20 protein-coding genes are annotated in these 16,902 nt (G+C 58.6%); 11 read left to right on the top strand and 9 right to left on the bottom strand.

Annotated features, from left to right (window positions below; genetic code table 11):
- The first annotated feature begins 101 nt into the window (after window positions 1–101).
- The 4 genes from LGH70_RS16165 to LGH70_RS16180 all read left to right on the top strand — a co-directional run bounded on the left by LGH70_RS16165 (window position 102) and on the right by LGH70_RS16180 (window position 2,931).
- Window positions 102–1,079, top strand: a complete 978-nt coding sequence (locus LGH70_RS16165; RefSeq protein ID WP_226187646.1) for an electron transfer flavoprotein subunit alpha/FixB family protein — start codon at window positions 102–104, stop codon at window positions 1,077–1,079.
- A gap of 99 nt (window positions 1,080–1,178) precedes the next feature.
- On the top strand, window positions 1,179–1,802 hold the full coding sequence (locus LGH70_RS16170) for a bifunctional nuclease family protein (RefSeq protein ID WP_226187647.1): 624 nt from the start codon (window positions 1,179–1,181) through the stop codon (window positions 1,800–1,802).
- A 299-nt stretch (window positions 1,803–2,101) separates the two neighbouring features.
- Window positions 2,102–2,293: a hypothetical protein gene (locus LGH70_RS16175; RefSeq protein ID WP_226187648.1), complete on the top strand. Its 192-nt coding sequence runs from the start codon at window positions 2,102–2,104 to the stop codon at window positions 2,291–2,293.
- A gap of 92 nt (window positions 2,294–2,385) precedes the next feature.
- Window positions 2,386–2,931: a YfiT family bacillithiol transferase gene (locus tag LGH70_RS16180; protein WP_226187649.1), complete on the top strand. Its 546-nt coding sequence runs from the start codon at window positions 2,386–2,388 to the stop codon at window positions 2,929–2,931.
- Between the two features lie 73 nt (window positions 2,932–3,004).
- Here LGH70_RS16180 and LGH70_RS16185 read toward each other — a convergent pair whose 3' ends face one another.
- Together LGH70_RS16185 and LGH70_RS16190 are read right to left on the bottom strand one after the other, a co-directional pair.
- Complete coding sequence (locus LGH70_RS16185) at window positions 3,005–3,814, bottom strand: ABC transporter ATP-binding protein (protein ID WP_226187650.1); 810 nt, start codon at window positions 3,812–3,814, stop codon at window positions 3,005–3,007.
- 122 nt (window positions 3,815–3,936) lie between these two features.
- Window positions 3,937–4,668, bottom strand: coding sequence for an MlaE family ABC transporter permease (locus LGH70_RS16190; protein ID WP_226187652.1), 732 nt, complete (start codon window positions 4,666–4,668; stop codon window positions 3,937–3,939).
- Window positions 4,669–4,781: 113 nt separating this feature from the next.
- On the opposite strand from LGH70_RS16190, the gene LGH70_RS16195 reads away from it, so the two are divergent.
- A complete protein-coding gene (locus LGH70_RS16195; protein ID WP_226187653.1) occupies window positions 4,782–5,495 on the top strand; it encodes an SDR family oxidoreductase in 714 nt (237 codons plus the stop codon).
- A 21-nt stretch (window positions 5,496–5,516) separates the two neighbouring features.
- Here the strand turns inward: LGH70_RS16195 and LGH70_RS16200 are convergent, their stop codons facing one another.
- Both LGH70_RS16200 and LGH70_RS16205 read right to left on the bottom strand, forming a co-directional pair.
- The gene (locus LGH70_RS16200; protein WP_226187654.1) at window positions 5,517–5,933 is read right to left on the bottom strand and encodes a hypothetical protein; all 417 of its coding nucleotides are present in this window, start codon (window positions 5,931–5,933) and stop codon (window positions 5,517–5,519) included.
- 24 nt (window positions 5,934–5,957) lie between these two features.
- Window positions 5,958–6,674, bottom strand: coding sequence for a head GIN domain-containing protein (locus LGH70_RS16205; protein WP_226187655.1), 717 nt, complete (start codon window positions 6,672–6,674; stop codon window positions 5,958–5,960).
- Window positions 6,675–6,749: 75 nt separating this feature from the next.
- On the opposite strand from LGH70_RS16205, the gene LGH70_RS16210 reads away from it, so the two are divergent.
- The 4 genes from LGH70_RS16210 to gldG all read left to right on the top strand — a co-directional run bounded on the left by LGH70_RS16210 (window position 6,750) and on the right by gldG (window position 11,301).
- Entirely contained in the window at window positions 6,750–7,445 is a 696-nt protein-coding gene (locus LGH70_RS16210) for an SDR family oxidoreductase (protein ID WP_226187656.1), read from the top strand.
- A 164-nt stretch (window positions 7,446–7,609) separates the two neighbouring features.
- Window positions 7,610–8,518, top strand: a complete 909-nt coding sequence (gene gldA, locus LGH70_RS16215) for a gliding motility-associated ABC transporter ATP-binding subunit GldA (RefSeq protein ID WP_226187657.1) — start codon at window positions 7,610–7,612, stop codon at window positions 8,516–8,518.
- Window positions 8,519–8,675: 157 nt separating this feature from the next.
- On the top strand, window positions 8,676–9,401 hold the full coding sequence (gene gldF, locus LGH70_RS16220) for a gliding motility-associated ABC transporter permease subunit GldF (protein ID WP_226187658.1): 726 nt from the start codon (window positions 8,676–8,678) through the stop codon (window positions 9,399–9,401).
- 181 nt (window positions 9,402–9,582) lie between these two features.
- Complete coding sequence (gldG, locus tag LGH70_RS16225) at window positions 9,583–11,301, top strand: gliding motility-associated ABC transporter substrate-binding protein GldG (protein ID WP_226187659.1); 1,719 nt, start codon at window positions 9,583–9,585, stop codon at window positions 11,299–11,301.
- Window positions 11,302–11,719: 418 nt separating this feature from the next.
- Here the strand turns inward: gldG and LGH70_RS16230 are convergent, their stop codons facing one another.
- The 3 genes from LGH70_RS16230 to LGH70_RS16240 all read right to left on the bottom strand — a co-directional run bounded on the left by LGH70_RS16230 (window position 11,720) and on the right by LGH70_RS16240 (window position 13,456).
- A complete protein-coding gene (locus LGH70_RS16230) occupies window positions 11,720–12,325 on the bottom strand; it encodes a hypothetical protein (RefSeq protein WP_226187660.1) in 606 nt (201 codons plus the stop codon).
- Window positions 12,326–12,466: 141 nt separating this feature from the next.
- The gene (locus LGH70_RS16235) at window positions 12,467–12,895 is read right to left on the bottom strand and encodes a BLUF domain-containing protein (RefSeq protein ID WP_226187662.1); all 429 of its coding nucleotides are present in this window, start codon (window positions 12,893–12,895) and stop codon (window positions 12,467–12,469) included.
- Between the two features lie 108 nt (window positions 12,896–13,003).
- Window positions 13,004–13,456: a BLUF domain-containing protein gene (locus LGH70_RS16240; protein WP_226187665.1), complete on the bottom strand. Its 453-nt coding sequence runs from the start codon at window positions 13,454–13,456 to the stop codon at window positions 13,004–13,006.
- A gap of 225 nt (window positions 13,457–13,681) precedes the next feature.
- On the opposite strand from LGH70_RS16240, the gene dnaN reads away from it, so the two are divergent.
- Together dnaN and gldC are read left to right on the top strand one after the other, a co-directional pair.
- A complete protein-coding gene (gene dnaN / locus LGH70_RS16245; protein ID WP_226187668.1) occupies window positions 13,682–14,806 on the top strand; it encodes a DNA polymerase III subunit beta in 1,125 nt (374 codons plus the stop codon).
- 173 nt (window positions 14,807–14,979) lie between these two features.
- Entirely contained in the window at window positions 14,980–15,318 is a 339-nt protein-coding gene (gldC, locus tag LGH70_RS16250) for a gliding motility protein GldC (RefSeq protein WP_226187670.1), read from the top strand.
- Between the two features lie 112 nt (window positions 15,319–15,430).
- Here the strand turns inward: gldC and LGH70_RS16255 are convergent, their stop codons facing one another.
- Together LGH70_RS16255 and dcd are read right to left on the bottom strand one after the other, a co-directional pair.
- Window positions 15,431–15,943 carry a DUF4890 domain-containing protein gene (locus LGH70_RS16255; protein WP_226187673.1) on the bottom strand — a complete coding sequence of 171 codons (513 nt, stop codon included), beginning with the start codon at window positions 15,941–15,943 and terminating at the stop codon, window positions 15,431–15,433.
- A gap of 352 nt (window positions 15,944–16,295) precedes the next feature.
- The gene (gene dcd, locus LGH70_RS16260) at window positions 16,296–16,835 is read right to left on the bottom strand and encodes a dCTP deaminase (protein ID WP_226187676.1); all 540 of its coding nucleotides are present in this window, start codon (window positions 16,833–16,835) and stop codon (window positions 16,296–16,298) included.
- Window positions 16,836–16,902: the final 67 nt, after the last annotated feature.

The raw sequence follows: 16,902 nt of genomic DNA on the forward strand, positions 1-16,902 counted from the left end.
TTTTTGGTCTCTGGTTTTTGGTTGTTGGCCCTGTTCAATTTCCATTAACCAGCCCGTTTGAATTCCCAAAAACCAAGAACCAAACTCAAAAAACCAAAGAAATGTCCGTTCTAGTAGTAGTTGAATGTGATGGCGGCGAGGTTAAAAAATCGTCGTTGGAAGTGGCTTCGTACGGAAGCCAGGTGGCCCAGATGCTCGGCACCACGGCTACGGCCGTAGCCGTGGGCGAGGCCACCGAAGCCAATCTGGCCAAGCTCGGCGAGCAAGGCATCAGCAAAGTGCTGTACGACGCCGAGCCCCGCCTGAAGGACTTCGTAAATGGCGCTTACACCAAGCTGATTGCTGCCGCTGCCGAAAAGGAAAGCGCGCTGGTAATCGTGCTGGCCAACTCGAACATCGGCGCCGCCGTGGGTTCGCGCCTGTCGGTGCGCCTGCAGGCCAGCCTGGCCACCAACGTAGTCGAGCTGCCTAAGAATAATGGCGGCAGCTTTACGGTGAAGCGCGGTGCCTTCTCGGGCAAAGCCTTTGCCGACGTGGTGCTGAGCGGTGACCGGAAGATTCTGGCCGTGAAGAAAAACTCGATTGAAGCCCTGCACGAAGCCGGCAAAACCGCCCAGGTAGAGTCGTTCTCGGCCAGCCTCTCGGATGCCGACTTCACCGATGCGCCCAAGCAGGTCGTGATGCAGGATCAGGCCGGCGGCGTGCTGCTGCCCGAGGCTGACCGCGTGGTATCGGGTGGCCGCGGCATGAAAGGCCCCGAAAACTGGCACCTGATTGAAGAGCTGGCCCAGGCCCTGGGTGCGGCTACGGCCTGCTCCAAGCCCGTGTCGGACGTCGACTGGCGCCCTCACCACGAGCACGTAGGCCAGACGGGTATCACCGTTTCGCCAAACCTGTATATTGCCTGCGGTATTTCGGGCGCTATTCAGCACCTGGCGGGGGTAAACTCCTCGAAAGTGATTGTCGTAATCAACAAAGATCCGGAAGCGCCGTTCTTCAAAGCTGCTGATTATGGCATCGTAGGCGACGTTTTCGAAGTGCTGCCCAAACTCACCCAAGCCGTAAAGGAATTGAATTAGGGTCTTGGGGTCTTGGGTTTCAGAAATGAGAAAGCCTAGCTTTGCCGCTCTGACGCGACCAAGACCCCAAGCTCCCAAGACCCTAAGCTCCTAGATACCTTGAAAAAAATACAGCTCGAAATTCTGGGCCTCTCGTCCAGCCAGTCACAGTCCGGCTCTTTTGCCCTGATTCTGGGAGAGAAAACCGGCAACCGGCGTCTGCCAATCATCATTGGCATGTTCGAAGCTCAAAGTATTGCCATCCAGATTGAAAAAATCAATCCGAACCGGCCGCTCACGCACGACTTGTTCAAGTCGTTTGCCGAGCATGTGCACGTGGCCGTACTGGAGGTGCTGATATCGGATTTGAAAGAGGGGGTATTTTACTCCAAAATCGTGTGCACCGACGGCGCCACGACCTTCGAGCTCGATGCCCGCCCCAGCGACGCCATTGCCATTGGCCTGCGGTTCGGTGTGCCGATTTTCACAGTGGAAAGCGTGCTGAGCGAAGCCGGTATCATCCTGAGCGACCTGGACGAAAACGCCGAAGACGATGCCGACGAGGATGACGAGGACGAGGATGACGACACCAGCGGCAGCTCGAAGCCGGAGCCTACGCCCCGCGACCCCAGCGGCCAGGTGTCCCTGGAAGAGCTCAACAAGATGCTGAGCCAGGCGCTGGCCAACGAAGACTACGAGAAGGCTGCCAAAATTCGGGACGAGCTTAACAAGCGTAACGGATAAGGTGTTCTGCACGACATAAAAAAAGCTCCTCTGGTCCAGAGGAGCTTTTTTTATGGTACTACGGAGCTGGTACTACGGAGCGGCACACAGGCATAGCTGAGCGTTATGCCACTCGGGAAACTCCCCGGTCCGTTTTTATGCCCTGGGGCTGAGTAATTATAGCATAACCTACCGTTAAAATACTGATTTTGGGCCCTGTAGGCTTGTTTTGGTCGACTTGACGGGCGTCGGATTCGTTTGATGAGTGCTTGCTGGCCCACCAGCCCGCACCGTCATCCTCAATCTGAAATGACCACGCCATGAAAAGCAAATCTGTAGTTCCCCAGCACAGTTCGCCCCAGCCAGAAGTGAATCCTTACGAGCGGATGCACTATCACTTCTCCGTCGAAAATGACCCGCTTCCCGGGGAGCAGGACCAGGACTATCTGCCGGTGCGGCTCCGTCGGCCGGAACCCTTGCGCCCCATGGACTTTGACCGGCCCAGCTGGTAGCCGGTAGGGGGAACGCGCCGGGAAAGAAACTGTTTTTTCCACCGGCCAAGCCGCTTTTAGTACCTTGCAGCTCGTCACTTAACCCGTCTGCAATGGACACCACCACCGCTCCCGACCTGCGCTACCCCATTGGCCCGCTGGTATTACCCGAACAAACCCTGAACCAGGGCAGCCGCCTGGCGCTGATAGCCAAAATTGCCGTGCTGCCCGACCAGGTGCGCGCCGCCGTAACCGGCCTGACCCCCGCGCAGCTGGATACGCCCTACCGGCCCGGCGGGTGGACCGTCCGCCAGGTGCTGCACCACCTGCCCGATTCGCACCTGAACTCCTACACGCGCTTCCGCCTGGCCCTGACGGAGGAAACTCCGACCATCTGCCCTTACGACGAGCAGGCCTGGGCCGAGCTGCCCGATGTGCAAGCTACGCCCGTGGCCGTGTCGTTGGCGCTGCTGGAGGCCCTGCACATCCGTTGGACAATCCTGCTGCGTCAGCTTACCGATGCGCAGTGGCTGCGCACGTTCTATCATCCCGGCTCCAAGCGGAGCTTCACCCTGGATGAAGCCCTGACCATGTATGCCTGGCACGGACAGCACCACCTGGCACACATTACCGAGCTACGCCGCCGGGAAGGTTTCTAGAAGCTCACCTGAACCCATAGAAAAGCCCCGCTGACAGCTGTCGGCGGGGCTTTTCTGTGACTGTTAGTAGTACTCAAATATTGATGGCTTCGTCGGAAGTAGCGGCGGCCAAGCCGCCTTCAGTTTCTTCGTCCACTTTCTTGGCGGCGCGTACCAGGCTGCTGCTGAAGATGAACTCCTTGAGCTCGGGCACGGTGGTATTCAGGATTTCGTCCTTGTTGCCGTCCCAGAGCTTCTGGCCCTTGTGCAGGTAAATAATATGGTCCCCGATTTCGACCACCGAGTTCATGTCGTGGGTGATGACGACGGTGGTAATGCCATACTCGTGGGTGATTTCGTAGATCAGCTCGTCAATCTTGATGCTGGTAGCCGGGTCGAGGCCGGAGTTGGGCTCGTCGCAGAAGAGGTAGGTGCAGTTGGGGGCAATGGCCCGGGCAATGCCCACCCGCTTTTTCATACCGCCCGATATTTCGGAGGGCATTTTGGTGCCCGCGTTTTCCAGGCCCACGCGCTTGAGGCAGAACTCGACCCGGTCGCGCCGCTCTTCCTTGCTCATTTCGGGCGTGAGCATCTTGAGCGGAAACTCGGTGTTTTCGAATACCGTCATCGAGTCGAACAGCGCGCCGCCTTGGAACAGCATCCCGATTTTGCGGCGGATTTCCTGCTTGATGTCCACTTTGTTGTTGGTGAACACCAGCCCGTCGAAGGTAATGCTGCCCAGGTCGGGCTTCATCAGCCCTACGATGCACTGCAACAGTACACTTTTGCCCGTACCCGAGCCGCCAAGCAGCAGATTGCACTTGCCCGTTTCGAACGTGCAGGTAATGCCTTTCAGAACCGGATTTCCGTTGAAGGATTTCTGAATGTTATGAACTTCAATCATGCGGATGTGCTGATTTACTAATAGAATTAATGTGCTGATGCGAGGAATGTGAGAAATGTGAGAAATGAAATAATTCATTTGCACAGCAACACCTTCAGCCACATTCGCATACTCTCACCACATTACAGTAGAACCGCGGCCAGCACGTAGTCGGCCAGCAGAATGGCAATAATGGAATTGGTAACGGCGCCGGTGCTGGCGGCCCCAACTTCCAGGGCGCCGCCCTTGGTGTAGTAGCCTTTGTAGGAAGAAATAGCCGACACCAAGAAGGCAAATACCACCGATTTAATCAGGGCAAACACGATGTTGTAGGGCACGAAATCAGTCCGGATGCCTTCCACGTACTCCTGGGCCGACATGGCGCCGGACAACGTACCGGCCAGATAGCCGCCCAGAATGGAAAGAACCATGGCCAGAATAACCAGCAGCGGAAACATGAGCATGGCGGCCACAATCTTGGGCAGCACCAGGTAGGAGGCTGAGTTGATGCCCATCACCTCCAGCGCATCGACCTGCTCGGTGATGCGCATGGTGCCCAGGCCGCCGGCAATGCTGGAGCCGACTTTACCCGCCAGCACGATGCTGGTAATGGTGGGCGCCAGCTCCAGAATGGTCATTTCCCGCACCATAAAGCCGATGGTCGACTTCGGAATCAGGGGGTTAATCAGGTTGTAGGCAATCTGGACGCAGGTAACGGCCCCGATAAAGGCCGAGACGATGGAGACGATAAAGACCGAGTCGATACCGATAAGAATGGCTTCATCCAGCATGCGTTGCCAGAGCACGGCCAACCGCTCCTTCCGAACCAGCATGCTCTGCATGAAGATCAGGAATTCACCAAAGGTTTTAACCATAAAAAGAGAATCAGAAAGGATAAAAGCCCAAACTTGCGACGCTGGCACCGGTGGCTAGCGCCCAGCTCGGAGCTTGCCTACCATACGTAAAAACCAAATCGTCAATCAAAGGAATGCAAAAATATATCGTTGTTACGGGAGGTACGAAAGGAATCGGCCGCGCCATTAGCCAGCGCTTTGCCCGGGCCGGCTTCGGCATCATCACCTGCGCCCGCTCAGCGCGGGACCTGGCCGCCCTCACAACCGCTCTGAGCCAGGAAGTTCCCGGCGCGGTAGTACACACCTTCGCCGCCGATTTGGGTGTGGCTGAGCAGACCCGGCGCTTTACGGATTTCGTGCTGGGCCTGGGCGTGGAAGTCGAGGTGCTGGTGAACAATACCGGTGCCTTCATTCCCGGCCGCCTGCAGGACGAGCCCACCGACGGCTCGCAGCTGCGCCAGATGATAGACGTGAACCTGTATAGCGCCTACGACGTGACCCGTGCCCTGCTGCCGGGCATGATAGCGCGCCGCCAGGGCCACATTTTTAATATGTGCTCCACGGCCAGCATCATGGCTTACCCCAATGGTGGGTCCTACAGCATCGCCAAGTTTGCCCTGTACGGCATGACCAAAGGGCTGCGCGAGGAGCTGAAAGAGCATAATTTGCGCGTAACGGCCATTTTGCCCGGTGCCACGCTCACGGCCAGCTGGGAAGGCGTCGATTTGCCGGCCGAGCGGTTCATAAGGGCCGAAGACGTGGCCGAAGCGGTATTCGGGGCCTATTCCCTGTCGCCGCAGGCCGTTATCGAGGAGCTGCTGATTCGGCCGCAGCTCGGGGACTTGTAGCCGGCGGCCGGAGCCGAACGGCTAGGCCCGGGCCGGACGGTGGATGAAGGTGACGTAGCCGAAGTCGAGCAGGACGGCCCAGAACGCCATACTGCGCAAGCTGTTCAGCCAGCGCAGCACGCCGTGCGCCGAAAAGCCCAGGCCGATAGCCCAGGCGCCCATCGTTACGACCAAGGCCAGCTTTAGAAAATCGAGGCGGGTTTTATTTGTTTTGCGAGCAAACCACAGGCCGTAGCTGCCGATCAGCAGCAGGCCGCTTGCCAGCAGAATGCCCACGGCACTTTCCCGGTGCTGGATCTTAAATAAGAAACCGACAAGCAGGCCTGACAAAGCCAATAGGGTCGCCTGAAAATACGGCCGGCTGTGCCGCAGCGTGCCTTTCCAGACAACAAGCAGCAGGAGCAGCATTGGGACGAGTAGCCCAAGAATGGTAGCCATAGAAAAGAAAACGGGGGAGGAGGGCTACTTCTGCTGAACTACCTGGCCTTTGCCAGTTACCTTGATGTCGGTCTGGGCCGGGCTACCCTGGTAGTAGAGCGTACCCGTGCCGGCATTGGTGCCGCCCAGAAAGTCGGTGGCGCGCACGTAGGCGTTGCCGTTGCTGTCGTGGTTGAATTTGAAGTAGCACTGCCTGGTTTGCAAGCCGCCCGCCTGCAAACTGCCGTTGCCGCCCACCACCAGTGTAAACACCTCGGCCGAGCCCCGCAGGTTGATGTTACCCAGCTCAAACATGTCCAGGTTCAGGTACTTGCTGTTGATGTCCAGATCGTAGTCGCCGGCCCCGACGAGGTGGCAGAACAGGCTGTCGGCCCGGAAAACGCCGGCGGTGCGCACGTTGCCCTGGCCCCGCAGAAACAGGTCGCGCAGGCTGGGTACATGCAGGGTTACCTGGCGGGGCGTGTTGTAGGTACGCACCCAGTTGCAGCGGCTGGTATTGTGAATCGAGAGCTGCCCGTTTTCTACGCGCAGCTCGATATCTTCCTGCAGATTCTCCCCGGCCCGAACTTCGGCGTAGGTTTGCGCGTCCTGCACCAACGTTACGTCCACGTTGTCGTAGGCCATGAGCGTGCGGAAGGGCGCCAGCTCGCGCCGCTCCTTTTTTACGTCGCCGGTGCTTTTCAGGCAGTCCAGCTCGTGACCTTTGCCGCAGCCCGTCAGCAGGGTGGCCGCGGCGGCCACTAGGGCGTAAACACCAAAAACCCGCGGGGTGCGCTTAACTTGCGGGCAAATGCTACTTCGAAACATCTTTACTCTATGGACCTGACAGGCAAGATAGCTATTCTGACGGGCGTCAGCAAAGGCATAGGCCGCGCTACGGCCGAGGCTCTGCTGGCCAAAGGCGCCCTGGTGGCCGGCTGGGGCCGCACCGCGCCGGAAGGCCTGCGGCACGAGCGGTTTCAGTTTTTCGAGTGCGACGTGCGCGACGAAGTGGCCGTGCAGGAAGCCTACGTCAACACGCGCCGGGAGCTGGGTGAGGAAATCCACGTGCTGATCAACAACGCCGGTTTGGGCATCGCCGGGGAAGTCGACGGGTTTTCGTCCGACGACTGGAAGCTGCTGTTTGATACCAACGTGCACGGTACCTTCTACTGCACCAAGGCCGTGCTGCCGCAAATGAAAAAGCAGCAGCTGGGCCATATCGTCAACATTTCGTCTATTGCGGGCACCACCGGCATCGAGAAAATGGCGGGCTACTGCGCCACTAAGTTTGCCGTGCGAGGCTTCTCACAGTCCTTGTTCAAGGAAGTGCGCAACGACGGTATCAAGGTGACGTGCTTCTACCCGGGCTCCACGGAAACCAACTTCTTCGACGACATTCCCGGCACCGAGGCCAACGCCTCGATGATGCAGCCCCGGGACATTGCCGATACTATTGTCTACGCGCTGGAAACGCCGTTCAACTTCCATATCGTGGATATTGAAATGCGCCCCTTGCAGCCGAAAAAATAAACAGCTGTCATTGCGAGGAGGTATGATGAAGCAATCCGTCCTCTGCGCAGTGCAATTTGGCCTTTCACCGAAAGCCCCAACCGTTGGAGCTTGTCATGGTAGAAGGCTCCGCACATCTCAGAGGACGGATTGCTTCGCTCTGCTCGCAATGACACTCGTATTCTATGGTTGAAGTACAACAGCTCAGTAAGGTATTCGGAACGCAGACGGCCGTGAATGACATTTCATTCTCCGTCGGCAAGGGCGAAATTCTGGGCTTTCTGGGGCCCAACGGGGCGGGCAAGTCGACCACGATGAAGATTGCCACGGGCTATCTGCCGCCCAGCCACGGCACCGTGAAGCTGGCTGGCTACGACGTGCAGACCGATGCCCTGGAAGTGCGCCGCCGCGTGGGCTATTTGCCCGAGCACAACCCGCTCTATCTGGATATGTACGTGCACGAGTACCTCGAATTCATCGGCTCGGTACACGGCCTCAAGGGTCAGCAGCGCTGCAGCCGGGTGCAGCAAATGGTGGATAGGGTAGGGCTGGGCCGGGAGCAGAACAAGCTGATCGGGGCTCTGTCGAAAGGCTACCGGCAGCGCGTCGGTTTGGCCCAGGCCCTGATTCACGACCCCGGCGTGCTGATTCTGGACGAGCCCACCACCGGCCTCGACCCCAACCAGATTGGCGAAATCCGGACCCTGATCCGGGAGCTGGGCCAGGACAAGACCGTTATTTTCAGCACCCACATTCTGCCCGAAGTCACGGCCCTGTGCAGCCGGGTGGTTATCATCAACCGCGGCCAGCTCGTGGCCGACTCGCCCGTGGCTGATTTGGGCGCCAAGGCCGCCGGCGAAACCATCATCCGCGCCGAGTTTGAGCAGCCCATCGACGTAGCCCCGCTGCGGGCTTTGCCCGGCATTCTGGGTGTGGAAGCCGAAGCCGGCAACCGCTACCGCATCCGGGCGGCGGCGGGCACGGATATGCGCGGCGCTATTTCCCGCCTGGCCGCCCAGCAGGACTGGATATTGCTCGGCCTGCGCCAAGAGGAGCAGTCCTTGGAGCAGGTGTTTCAGTCGTTGACGAAATGATTGAAAAGAACGCATCTACTTTACTTCTGTCATCCTGAGCAGAGCGAAGGGCCTTATCACGTTGGAACGACACGCTGTTACGATGATCGTTCGTATCCTATTCGGTCCGTCGCTCTGCTCAGGATGACAGACGATTTTTGACTCTATTTCGCACCTGATGTTTGCCATCCTTCGCAAAGAATTCAACGCCTTCCTCAGCTCGCCGGTCGCCTACGTGGTGATTGGGGTGTTTCTAGTGGCTACCGGCCTGTTCGTGTGGGTGTTTCCCGACAGTTCGGTGCTGGACTACGGCTACGCCGACCTGCAGACGCTGTTCAACATGGCGCCCTGGATTTTCCTGTTTCTGATTCCGGCCATTACCATGCGCACCTTCGCCGAGGAGAAAAAGGCCGGCACCATCGAGCTGCTGCTCACCCGCCCGCTCACCGACGGGCAGATCATCGGCGGCAAGTACCTGGCCTGCCTGCTGCTGGCCTTGCTGGCCCTGGTGCCCACGCTGCTCTATTACTACTCGGTATACCAGCTCGGCAACCCGGCCGGTAACATCGACTCGGCCGCGACGGTGGGCTCCTACATCGGGCTGGCGCTGCTAGCGGCGGTGTTTGCCGCCATCGGCATCTTCGCCTCGGCCATTACCCGCGACCAGATCATTGCCTTTCTGGTGGCCGTGGTGGGCTGCTTTCTGGTCTATTCCGGCTTCGATTCCTTGGCTTCGGTCTTCGACGGGGCCCCGGCCTACTACATCAGCCAGCTCGGCATTGCCGCCCACTACCGCGACATCAGCAAAGGCCTCATCGACTCGCGCGACCTGCTCTACTTCTTCAGCCTGATCATCGGCCTGCTGCTGGCTACACGGTTGATATTGCAAAGCCGCAACTGGTAACCAAGAACAAATTCCGCTCCTTCTTTTAAGAAGGGGTGCCCGAAGGGCGGGGTGGTCTAATCGTTCGTTTCGTTGAACAAGGATTAGCACTAGCTTTTAACCACCCCGGCCTCTGGCCACCCCTCCTTGAAAAAAGGAGGGGTGCTTCTAGCTCTAATAGCTCTAAAACTGCTGCCACTCTATGGCTTCCGATACGCCCGAACTTTCTGCTCCCGCTACTTCCCGCAAACGCCGCGACCTGCTCCGCTTTCTGGCGGTAATAGGCGCGCTGCTGCTGCTCAACTTCCTGGCCCAGCAGTTCTTCTTCCGCCTCGATCTGACCCAGGAAAAGCGCTACACCATGGCTCCGGCCACCAAGCAGCTGCTCTCAACCCTGAAGCAGCCCGTGACGGTGACCGTGTACCTGGACGGCGACTTCCCGCCCGGCTTCCGCCGCCTGCAGCAGTCGGTGCGCGAGACGCTGAACGAAATGCAGGTGTACGGCGGCTCCAATCTGCACTACGTATTCGTGGACCCCTCGGCGGCCGGCAGCGAAAAGGCCCGCAACGAGTACTATGCCTCGCTCATCAAGAAAGGGCTGCGGCCCACCAACCTGGGAGCCAACGAAAACGGCAAGCGGGTTGAGAAAATCATCTTTCCCTGGGCCACGGTAGCGGCCGGGGGCAAGGAAGAGCAGGTGCTGCTGCTGCGCGGCAACCAGGCCGCGCCCTCCGACGTGCGCCTCAACCAAAGCATTGAAGGCCTGGAATACGAGCTGGCCAGCGCCGTGCGCAAGCTCAACCCCGGCCAGCGCAAGCGCATCGGGGTGCTCGAAGGCCACGGGGAGCTGAGCAACGCCGAAGCCGGCGACATCATCGGCTCCCTGCAGCAGTACTACGACGTGTTCCGGGTGGATCTGCGCAAAACCCGGCCCCAGGACTTGCGCACGCTCAGCGCCATCGTCGTGGCCAAGCCCAGCACGCCCTACACCGAGCCTGAGAAGTTCAAGCTCGACCAGTTCATTACCCAGGGCGGCAACGCGCTGTTTTTCGTGGATGCCATGCGCGTGAACCTGGACAGTGCCAACCGCGGCGGCATGCTGTCCTTCCCGCTGGATCTAAACCTGGAAGACCAGCTTTTCAAGTACGGCGTGCGCGTGAATCCCGACCTGCTGCTCGACCTCAACTCCGGCGTCATCCCCTTGGTAACCGGCACCGAGGGCGACAAACCCAAGGTGGAGCCTATGCCCTGGCAGTTTTACCCCCTGATCAACTCCTTCAGCAAGCACCCCATCACCCGCAACCTCGACGCGGTGTACACCAAGTTCGTCAGCACCATCGACACGGTAAAGGCCGCCGGCATCCGCAAGACGCCACTCATGTTTACCTCCCGCTATACCCGCGTGCTGCCCGCGCCGGTGCCCATCAACTTCAACGATGCCCGCCTGGAGCCCAACCAGAAGCTCTACAAGGAAAGCTTCAAGCCCGTGGGCTACCTGCTCGAAGGCCAGTTTCAGTCGCTCTACGCCAACCGCGCCGAGCCCGGCACCAGCAACTTTCAGTCGGCTGCTGCCGCCAACGCCAAGCCCTCCAAAGTGCTGGTCATCTCCGACGGCGACTTTATCCGCTCCGAGCTGGACCCCAAAACCGGCAACCCCTACCGCCTGGGCTTCGACCGCCTGGCCAACACCGAATTTGCCAACCGTGAGCTGGTGCTCAACGCGGTGGACTATATGCTCGACGAAAGCGGCCTGATTTCGGTGCGCGGCAAGCAAATCACCCTGCGCCCCTTGGACAAGCTCAAAGTCATCGAGCAGAAAAGCCGCTGGCAGCTTCTGAACCTGGCCGCCCCGCTGGTGCTGCTGGGACTCTTCGGAGCCCTGCGGGCGTGGAGAAGGAAGCGGCGCTACGCGTCGTTCTAAGCTGCGGTGTAGCGGGGGATATTCTCTATATGAGTCATGGGAGGAATTAGATTGCACATTGTTCACTTTGAGTGCAACCCTACCAAGGAAGATATTAAAGAGAAACTAGCCGCCTTGACTGGCTTGCCTTTACAATTCAATGAAGAGTTTGAAAATTGTCTGGATATAATCCACCCAACACATTCAAGGTCAGCCGTTGGCCTGGATTGGATTAACCAAACTGGTCGTCGCTGTATCAGGGTAGAATCGGAAACCCCGAAATGGAATTACGTAGAGGGCTCAGTGCTGTATGTGCTGAATCAACTGGGTGGGATGTCAGAAAACGTATATCAGCTTCCGAAATGGGCTGGTAAGCCTTGGGCAGCAGTTCACCTAGAAGACCTTTAGCTAGCATGCCGTTCATTGCCGTTGGTGCATGTTAAGATAAGTTTGGTAGTAGCGCGAACATTGTAGTTCGCGCACCTGAACGATAATCATTGCTATAACCCAAACGACGCGGAGTACGCAAATAACAAAGTTCCCGCTCCAGCCCCGCAATGCGGGTCTCCAGCAGCTTCTGAGGCCCGGCACCGCAGTCATAGAGCAGGCCGCTGACTGCTTCTCCTTCAAACAAAGCCAGCCAGTTTTCCTCCCGGGCCGGATTCTTTACCTCCCCAGCCCAGGCCCGCAGGGCGGGTAGGGCCACCAGGCGCCTCTCCAGTTGCGCCGCCTTCTTCTGCATGGCTTCCAGGTCGCGGCGCAGGCGCAGCAGCTGATACTGACAGTCGCGGAGCCGCCGTTCCAGAGGCTTGGGTTCGGGGGCGGGGGGCGACAGGGGGGGCACCGTGGCATGCACCCCCGACATGTCCAGCACTTTGCCTTCTCCGGCCAGATATAGTCGCAGGCCTTGCACGCTGGTGCTCAAGTCCGACTTCAGATACTGATGGTTGCGTTCGGCCAGCGCGAGGCTGGCGCGCGGCACGCCCAGCCAGCTGGCCATAAGCTCTTGGGTGAGGCCAAACATGGCGCGGGTTTCCTGAGACATACCGATGGGGGTAACGACCGTAGTAAGTTCAAACAATTTTGGGCAAACAATTTAAATTGTTTGCCCAAAATTGTTTGAGTTGGGTGAGCCCGAATACAATACCAGCTTTGAAAGCTTCTCCGAGCCAAACGTAGCCCCGATCTAGTAGCGAATCTTCTTATCCGTGACAAAGGAAGCCAGCAGCTCGTGCAGGGATGGGGCCTTGGCTTCCGCCACCAGTTGGGCCGGGTTGAGGTAGCCGGCCAGGTGCTCGAAGTCCTCGGGATGCACCGACTTGAAGCCCATCGACCACTGTGAGAAGTTGCGTTGGGTAATGGGCCCGTCGGCCAGTTTGGTGACATCGTAGTGGCGCGGGTCCTGCTCAATCCGGCGGAAGATGTACTCCACTTCGTCTTCGGGACCTTCCAGCACCTGAAGAATGTCGCCGTCGCAGTAGAGCAGCACCCCAGTCAGCTGATGGGCCTGGTTCCAGGCCCGCGACTGCACCAAAAGAGCTTCCAAGTCGTGGTCGGTGAAGCGGGTGGTAGCCGCACTCTGATACACTAAGTGATAGAGGGAGGAGGAAGGCATGCAGCGCAAATAGGTGGTAACAGGAAAACGAGAGGGGTAAGGGCAGCGCAAGGCCCTGACCGAACAGAGCCTATCCGGCGCTCGGGCGCCGGGGCGGTTACCGGCAGCTTAGTACCGGATTTGCTCGTCGGTGATAAAGGCGGCCAGCAGCGTGTGCAGCGACACGCCGCCCTTGCTGGCGTAGAGGGCGGGGTAGGTAGGAGCGGCCGGATTAAGGTAGCCGGCCAGGTGCTCGAAGTCCTCGGGATGCACCGACTTGAAGCCCATCGACCACTGCGAGAAGCTGCGCTGGGCAATGGGCCCGTCGGTGAACTTGGTGACATCGTGGTGCCGTACGTCGCGCTCAATCCGGGCGTAAATCAAGTGCACGTCTTCCTTGCGGCCTTCCAGCACCTGCATGAAACGACCCTCGCAGTAAAGCAGCACCCCGGTGATGTGGTGCGCCAGGTTGGAAGTGCGCGACTGCACCAGCAGTTCCTCCAGATCCTGCTCGGTGGGCAGGCCCGTGGCGGTGCTTTGATAGGCTAAGTGGTGCAGAAGCTGGGGCGGGTGGGAGGACATCGGGTAGAAGTAGCAATATTAAGTAAACGCTATTACGACAGAAACGCAACGCAGGCGGTTCAATAAAATCGGGTGGCGGGGCAGCCAACCTGGGCAGTAGCAGCGCCCAGGCCCACGAAAAGAGGCCCGGGGCACCTGAAACTGCCCGGCAATGGCGCTAGAAAACCCCGCTGCGGTTTCCTATCTTTGTCCTCTTCCTTACAACCGCCAGCCAACCCCGCCTATATGAAGTTTATCGTATCGTCTTCCGCCTTGCTCAAGCAGCTGCAGAGCATCAATGGCGTGGTGACCAACAACCCTGTGGTGCCGATTCTGGAGAACTTTCTCTTTGAAATCGAGGATGGCAAACTGACGATTACGGCCTCTGACCTGGAGACCAGCATGATTACCGAACTGCCCGTGGAAGCCCGCGAGAGTGGCCGCATTGCCGCCCCGGCCCGCATTCTGCTCGATACGCTGAAGAACCTGCCCGACCAGCCCGTGACCTTCACCCTGGACGAGGAAACCTATACCATCGAAATTGCCTCGGCCAACGGCCGCTACAAGCTGGCCGGCGAAAATGCCACCGACTTCCCCCGCGTGCCGGTGGTGAAAGGCTCCTCGCCGATTGAGATTCCCTCCTCGTCGTTGTCGCGCGCTATTACCAAGACCATCTTCGCCGTCAGCACCGACGAGCTGCGCCCCGCCATGACCGGCATCCTGGTGCAGCTGGCCGACTCACAGGTAACCTTTGTGGCCACCGACGGCCACCGCCTGCTGCGCTACCGCCGCTCCGACGTAGGTGCGGGCCAGACGGCCAACCTGATTATTCCGCGCAAGGCCTTTAATCTACTGAAAGGTGCCCTGCCCTCCGAGGCAACTACCGTGCGCGTCGAGTTCAACAATTCCAATGCCTTCTTCAGCTTCAACCAGATGCGCCTCGTGTGCCGCCTGATTGATGAGCGCTACCCCGATTACGAAAACGTAATTCCGGTGAGCAACCCCAATAAGCTCATCATCAGCCGAGCCGAGATTCTGAATTCGGTGAAGCGCATCATGATCTACTCGAACAAGACCACCCACCAGGTGCGCCTGCGCCTGGCCGGTTCCGAGCTGACCATCTCGGCCGAAGACCTTGACTTCAGCAACGAAGCCAACGAGCGGCTGGCCTGCCAGTATGAAGGTGAAGACATGGAAATCGGCTTCAATGCCCGCTTCTTGGCCGAAATGCTGTCCAACATCGACTCCGAGGAAATCACTCTGGAGCTGAGCACGCCCAACCGCGCCGGCCTGCTCATGCCCACCGTCGCCGACGACAACGAAAGCATCCTGATGCTGGTGATGCCGGTGATGCTGAACAACTACGTGTAAGCGCGGTTTAGACAGCGCAGTAGCCCCTTTGCCAACTCAAATCATCTGTCATCCTGAGCCCAGCGAAGGACCTTATCACGACAGAACGAGTCGCTTCAACGACCATCGTTCAACTGCAATAAGGTCCTTCGCTGGGCTCAGGATGACACCTTTTTTACAAGAACACCCAACCGATGAAAAAATCCGAAATCCGCTTCAGCATTGCCCTCGACGATAAGAAAGTGCCCGAGGCCATCAGCTGGACGGCCACCGACGCGGGTCCTGATATTCACTTTGCCAAGGCCATCAACATTGCCCTCTGGGACCGGGACGAGCGGGGCACGATGAAAATCGATTTGTGGACCAAGGAAATGCCCGTTGATGAAATGAAGCGCTTCTGCGTGGACACGATGGGGGCTATGGCCGAAAGCCTGGTAACGGCCACCAATGACACGGAAATGGCCACCAAAATGCGCAACCTTTGCCGCGAGCTGACCGACTACCTGAACAAGCAGGAAGCCGAGCAGCGCTAGTCGGCGCGCGTAGCGACGCAAGTATGCGCCGCTACCTCGTTTAGGTAAGTAAATAGAAAAGCCCCGCCGGACGAATCCGGCGGGGCTTTTCTATGCTGGTACGCTACGTGTTCTAGCGGGTGGTTTCGGTAGTGGAAGTACGGGCTGGCCCGATGGTAGCACCTCGGCTGCTGGCGGGCAGCGGGTTCTGCACCGATTTTACGAATACGGCATTGGTCTGCTTGGCGTAGTCCTTGTCGTACTTGTAGAAATCTTCGCGCGAGTCGTAGTAGGCGCTATACTGGGAGTTGCTCAGTACACCGCGCAGTTCCTGGTCCCGCTCGCGGCACACGGCCCCGCACTGCTCATCAATCAGGCGGGTGTTGCCGGCGTTGCGCTGCTCAATGGCGGCCATTTTAGCAACTTTATCCTCGTTGATGGCCCGAAGGCGGGAAGACTGGTAGCCATTGAGGCGAAGGTCGCGGGCCATCTGGTCGGAGAGGCGTTTGGCGCGCTCCTGCACCGGATTCAGGCGGGCCGTTGGGCGGGTTTTATCCTGGGGCTGAACTATGGCGGGCTTCTGCTGAGCCTGCGCGCCCAGCGTTGCAGCCAGAATCAGCGCGGCGGTGGCAAGTTGATTTCTCATGATGTAGAAGCGTTTGATGTATAGATGGAAGGCTGCCACCGGCTGAAATAAAAGCCTCAGCGCCCGGCAGATGTCATTCCCTAACGAAAAACTGTGCCAGGGAGTTCGTATAAGTTTTAGGGGAAGCTAGCAGGAACCAGGGTTCAGGTGCTACTGCTCGTCTTGTCCTTGCGAGCGAAGCGCGGTCATCCGTCCGCTGAAATGTGCTGAGCTTCCTTCAGTGAAAAGCCCTTTACTCCAGCTGGAATAAAGGGCTTTTCACTGAAGGAGCAGTTGTGACTGCGCAGCGGCCGGATGGCTGCGCTTCACTTGCAAGGACAGGTGCGGAGAACGTCAGGGCGGTAGAGAAACTCTACCAGGTGTTTTTCCACATCATCGACTCCACGGGCTTGTCCGTGCGGTCGTTGTACTTGGCGTTGGCTTTGCGGTTGTAGAAGGTCTGCACGTCGCCCTGCACAGCGAAGTAGATAAGCTGACCGATGGGCATGCCCGGGTACACGCGCACCTGCTGGGTTACCGAGATTTCCAGGGTCCAGGTGTTGCAGAAGCCGACGTCGCCTTTGCCAGCCGTGGCGTGGATATCGATGCCTAGCCGGCCCACGCTCGACTTGCCTTCCAGGAAAGGAACCTGGGCGTGGCTTTCGGTATATTCCTCCGTAACGCCCAGGTACAGCACGCCGGGTTCCAGCACAAAGCCTTCCTCGGCCGATATTTCAAACACGTCGATTTCGTTGTGCTTGCGCGCATCCAGCACTTTGTCGCGGTAGGTAGCCAGGTAGCGGCCCAGGTGCACATCGTAGGAGTTGGTGCCCAGGCAGCTCGGGTCGTAGGGCTCGATGACGATATTGCCGCGCTCAATTTCGGCCAGGATCTGCTGATCGGTAAGAATCATGAAAAGGGTGTTGTTGATTGCTGGTTGTTACTTGCTATTGGGTGGTTGTTGAATGTTCGAGGTTGCT

The organism is Hymenobacter nitidus (genome assembly GCF_020447315.1).
In the GTDB taxonomy this organism is placed as follows: domain Bacteria; phylum Bacteroidota; class Bacteroidia; order Cytophagales; family Hymenobacteraceae; genus Hymenobacter; species Hymenobacter nitidus.

Coding starts and splice junctions, on each gene's coding strand:
- LGH70_RS16165 (WP_226187646.1), top strand. CDS start 102: ATGTCCGTTCTAGTAGTAGTTGAATGTGATGGCGGCGAGGTTAAAAAA.
- LGH70_RS16175 (WP_226187648.1), top strand. CDS start 2,102: ATGAAAAGCAAATCTGTAGTTCCCCAGCACAGTTCGCCCCAGCCAGAA.
- LGH70_RS16180 (WP_226187649.1), top strand. CDS start 2,386: ATGGACACCACCACCGCTCCCGACCTGCGCTACCCCATTGGCCCGCTG.
- LGH70_RS16185 (WP_226187650.1), bottom strand. CDS start 3,814: ATGATTGAAGTTCATAACATTCAGAAATCCTTCAACGGAAATCCGGTT.
- LGH70_RS16190 (WP_226187652.1), bottom strand. CDS start 4,668: ATGGTTAAAACCTTTGGTGAATTCCTGATCTTCATGCAGAGCATGCTG.
- LGH70_RS16195 (WP_226187653.1), top strand. CDS start 4,782: ATGCAAAAATATATCGTTGTTACGGGAGGTACGAAAGGAATCGGCCGC.
- LGH70_RS16200 (WP_226187654.1), bottom strand. CDS start 5,933: ATGGCTACCATTCTTGGGCTACTCGTCCCAATGCTGCTCCTGCTGCTT.
- LGH70_RS16210 (WP_226187656.1), top strand. CDS start 6,750: ATGGACCTGACAGGCAAGATAGCTATTCTGACGGGCGTCAGCAAAGGC.
- gldA (WP_226187657.1), top strand. CDS start 7,610: ATGGTTGAAGTACAACAGCTCAGTAAGGTATTCGGAACGCAGACGGCC.
- gldF (WP_226187658.1), top strand. CDS start 8,676: ATGTTTGCCATCCTTCGCAAAGAATTCAACGCCTTCCTCAGCTCGCCG.
- gldG (WP_226187659.1), top strand. CDS start 9,583: ATGGCTTCCGATACGCCCGAACTTTCTGCTCCCGCTACTTCCCGCAAA.
- LGH70_RS16230 (WP_226187660.1), bottom strand. CDS start 12,325: ATGTCTCAGGAAACCCGCGCCATGTTTGGCCTCACCCAAGAGCTTATG.
- LGH70_RS16235 (WP_226187662.1), bottom strand. CDS start 12,895: ATGCCTTCCTCCTCCCTCTATCACTTAGTGTATCAGAGTGCGGCTACC.
- LGH70_RS16240 (WP_226187665.1), bottom strand. CDS start 13,456: ATGTCCTCCCACCCGCCCCAGCTTCTGCACCACTTAGCCTATCAAAGC.
- dnaN (WP_226187668.1), top strand. CDS start 13,682: ATGAAGTTTATCGTATCGTCTTCCGCCTTGCTCAAGCAGCTGCAGAGC.
- gldC (WP_226187670.1), top strand. CDS start 14,980: ATGAAAAAATCCGAAATCCGCTTCAGCATTGCCCTCGACGATAAGAAA.
- LGH70_RS16255 (WP_226187673.1), bottom strand. CDS start 15,943: ATGAGAAATCAACTTGCCACCGCCGCGCTGATTCTGGCTGCAACGCTG.
- dcd (WP_226187676.1), bottom strand. CDS start 16,835: ATGATTCTTACCGATCAGCAGATCCTGGCCGAAATTGAGCGCGGCAAT.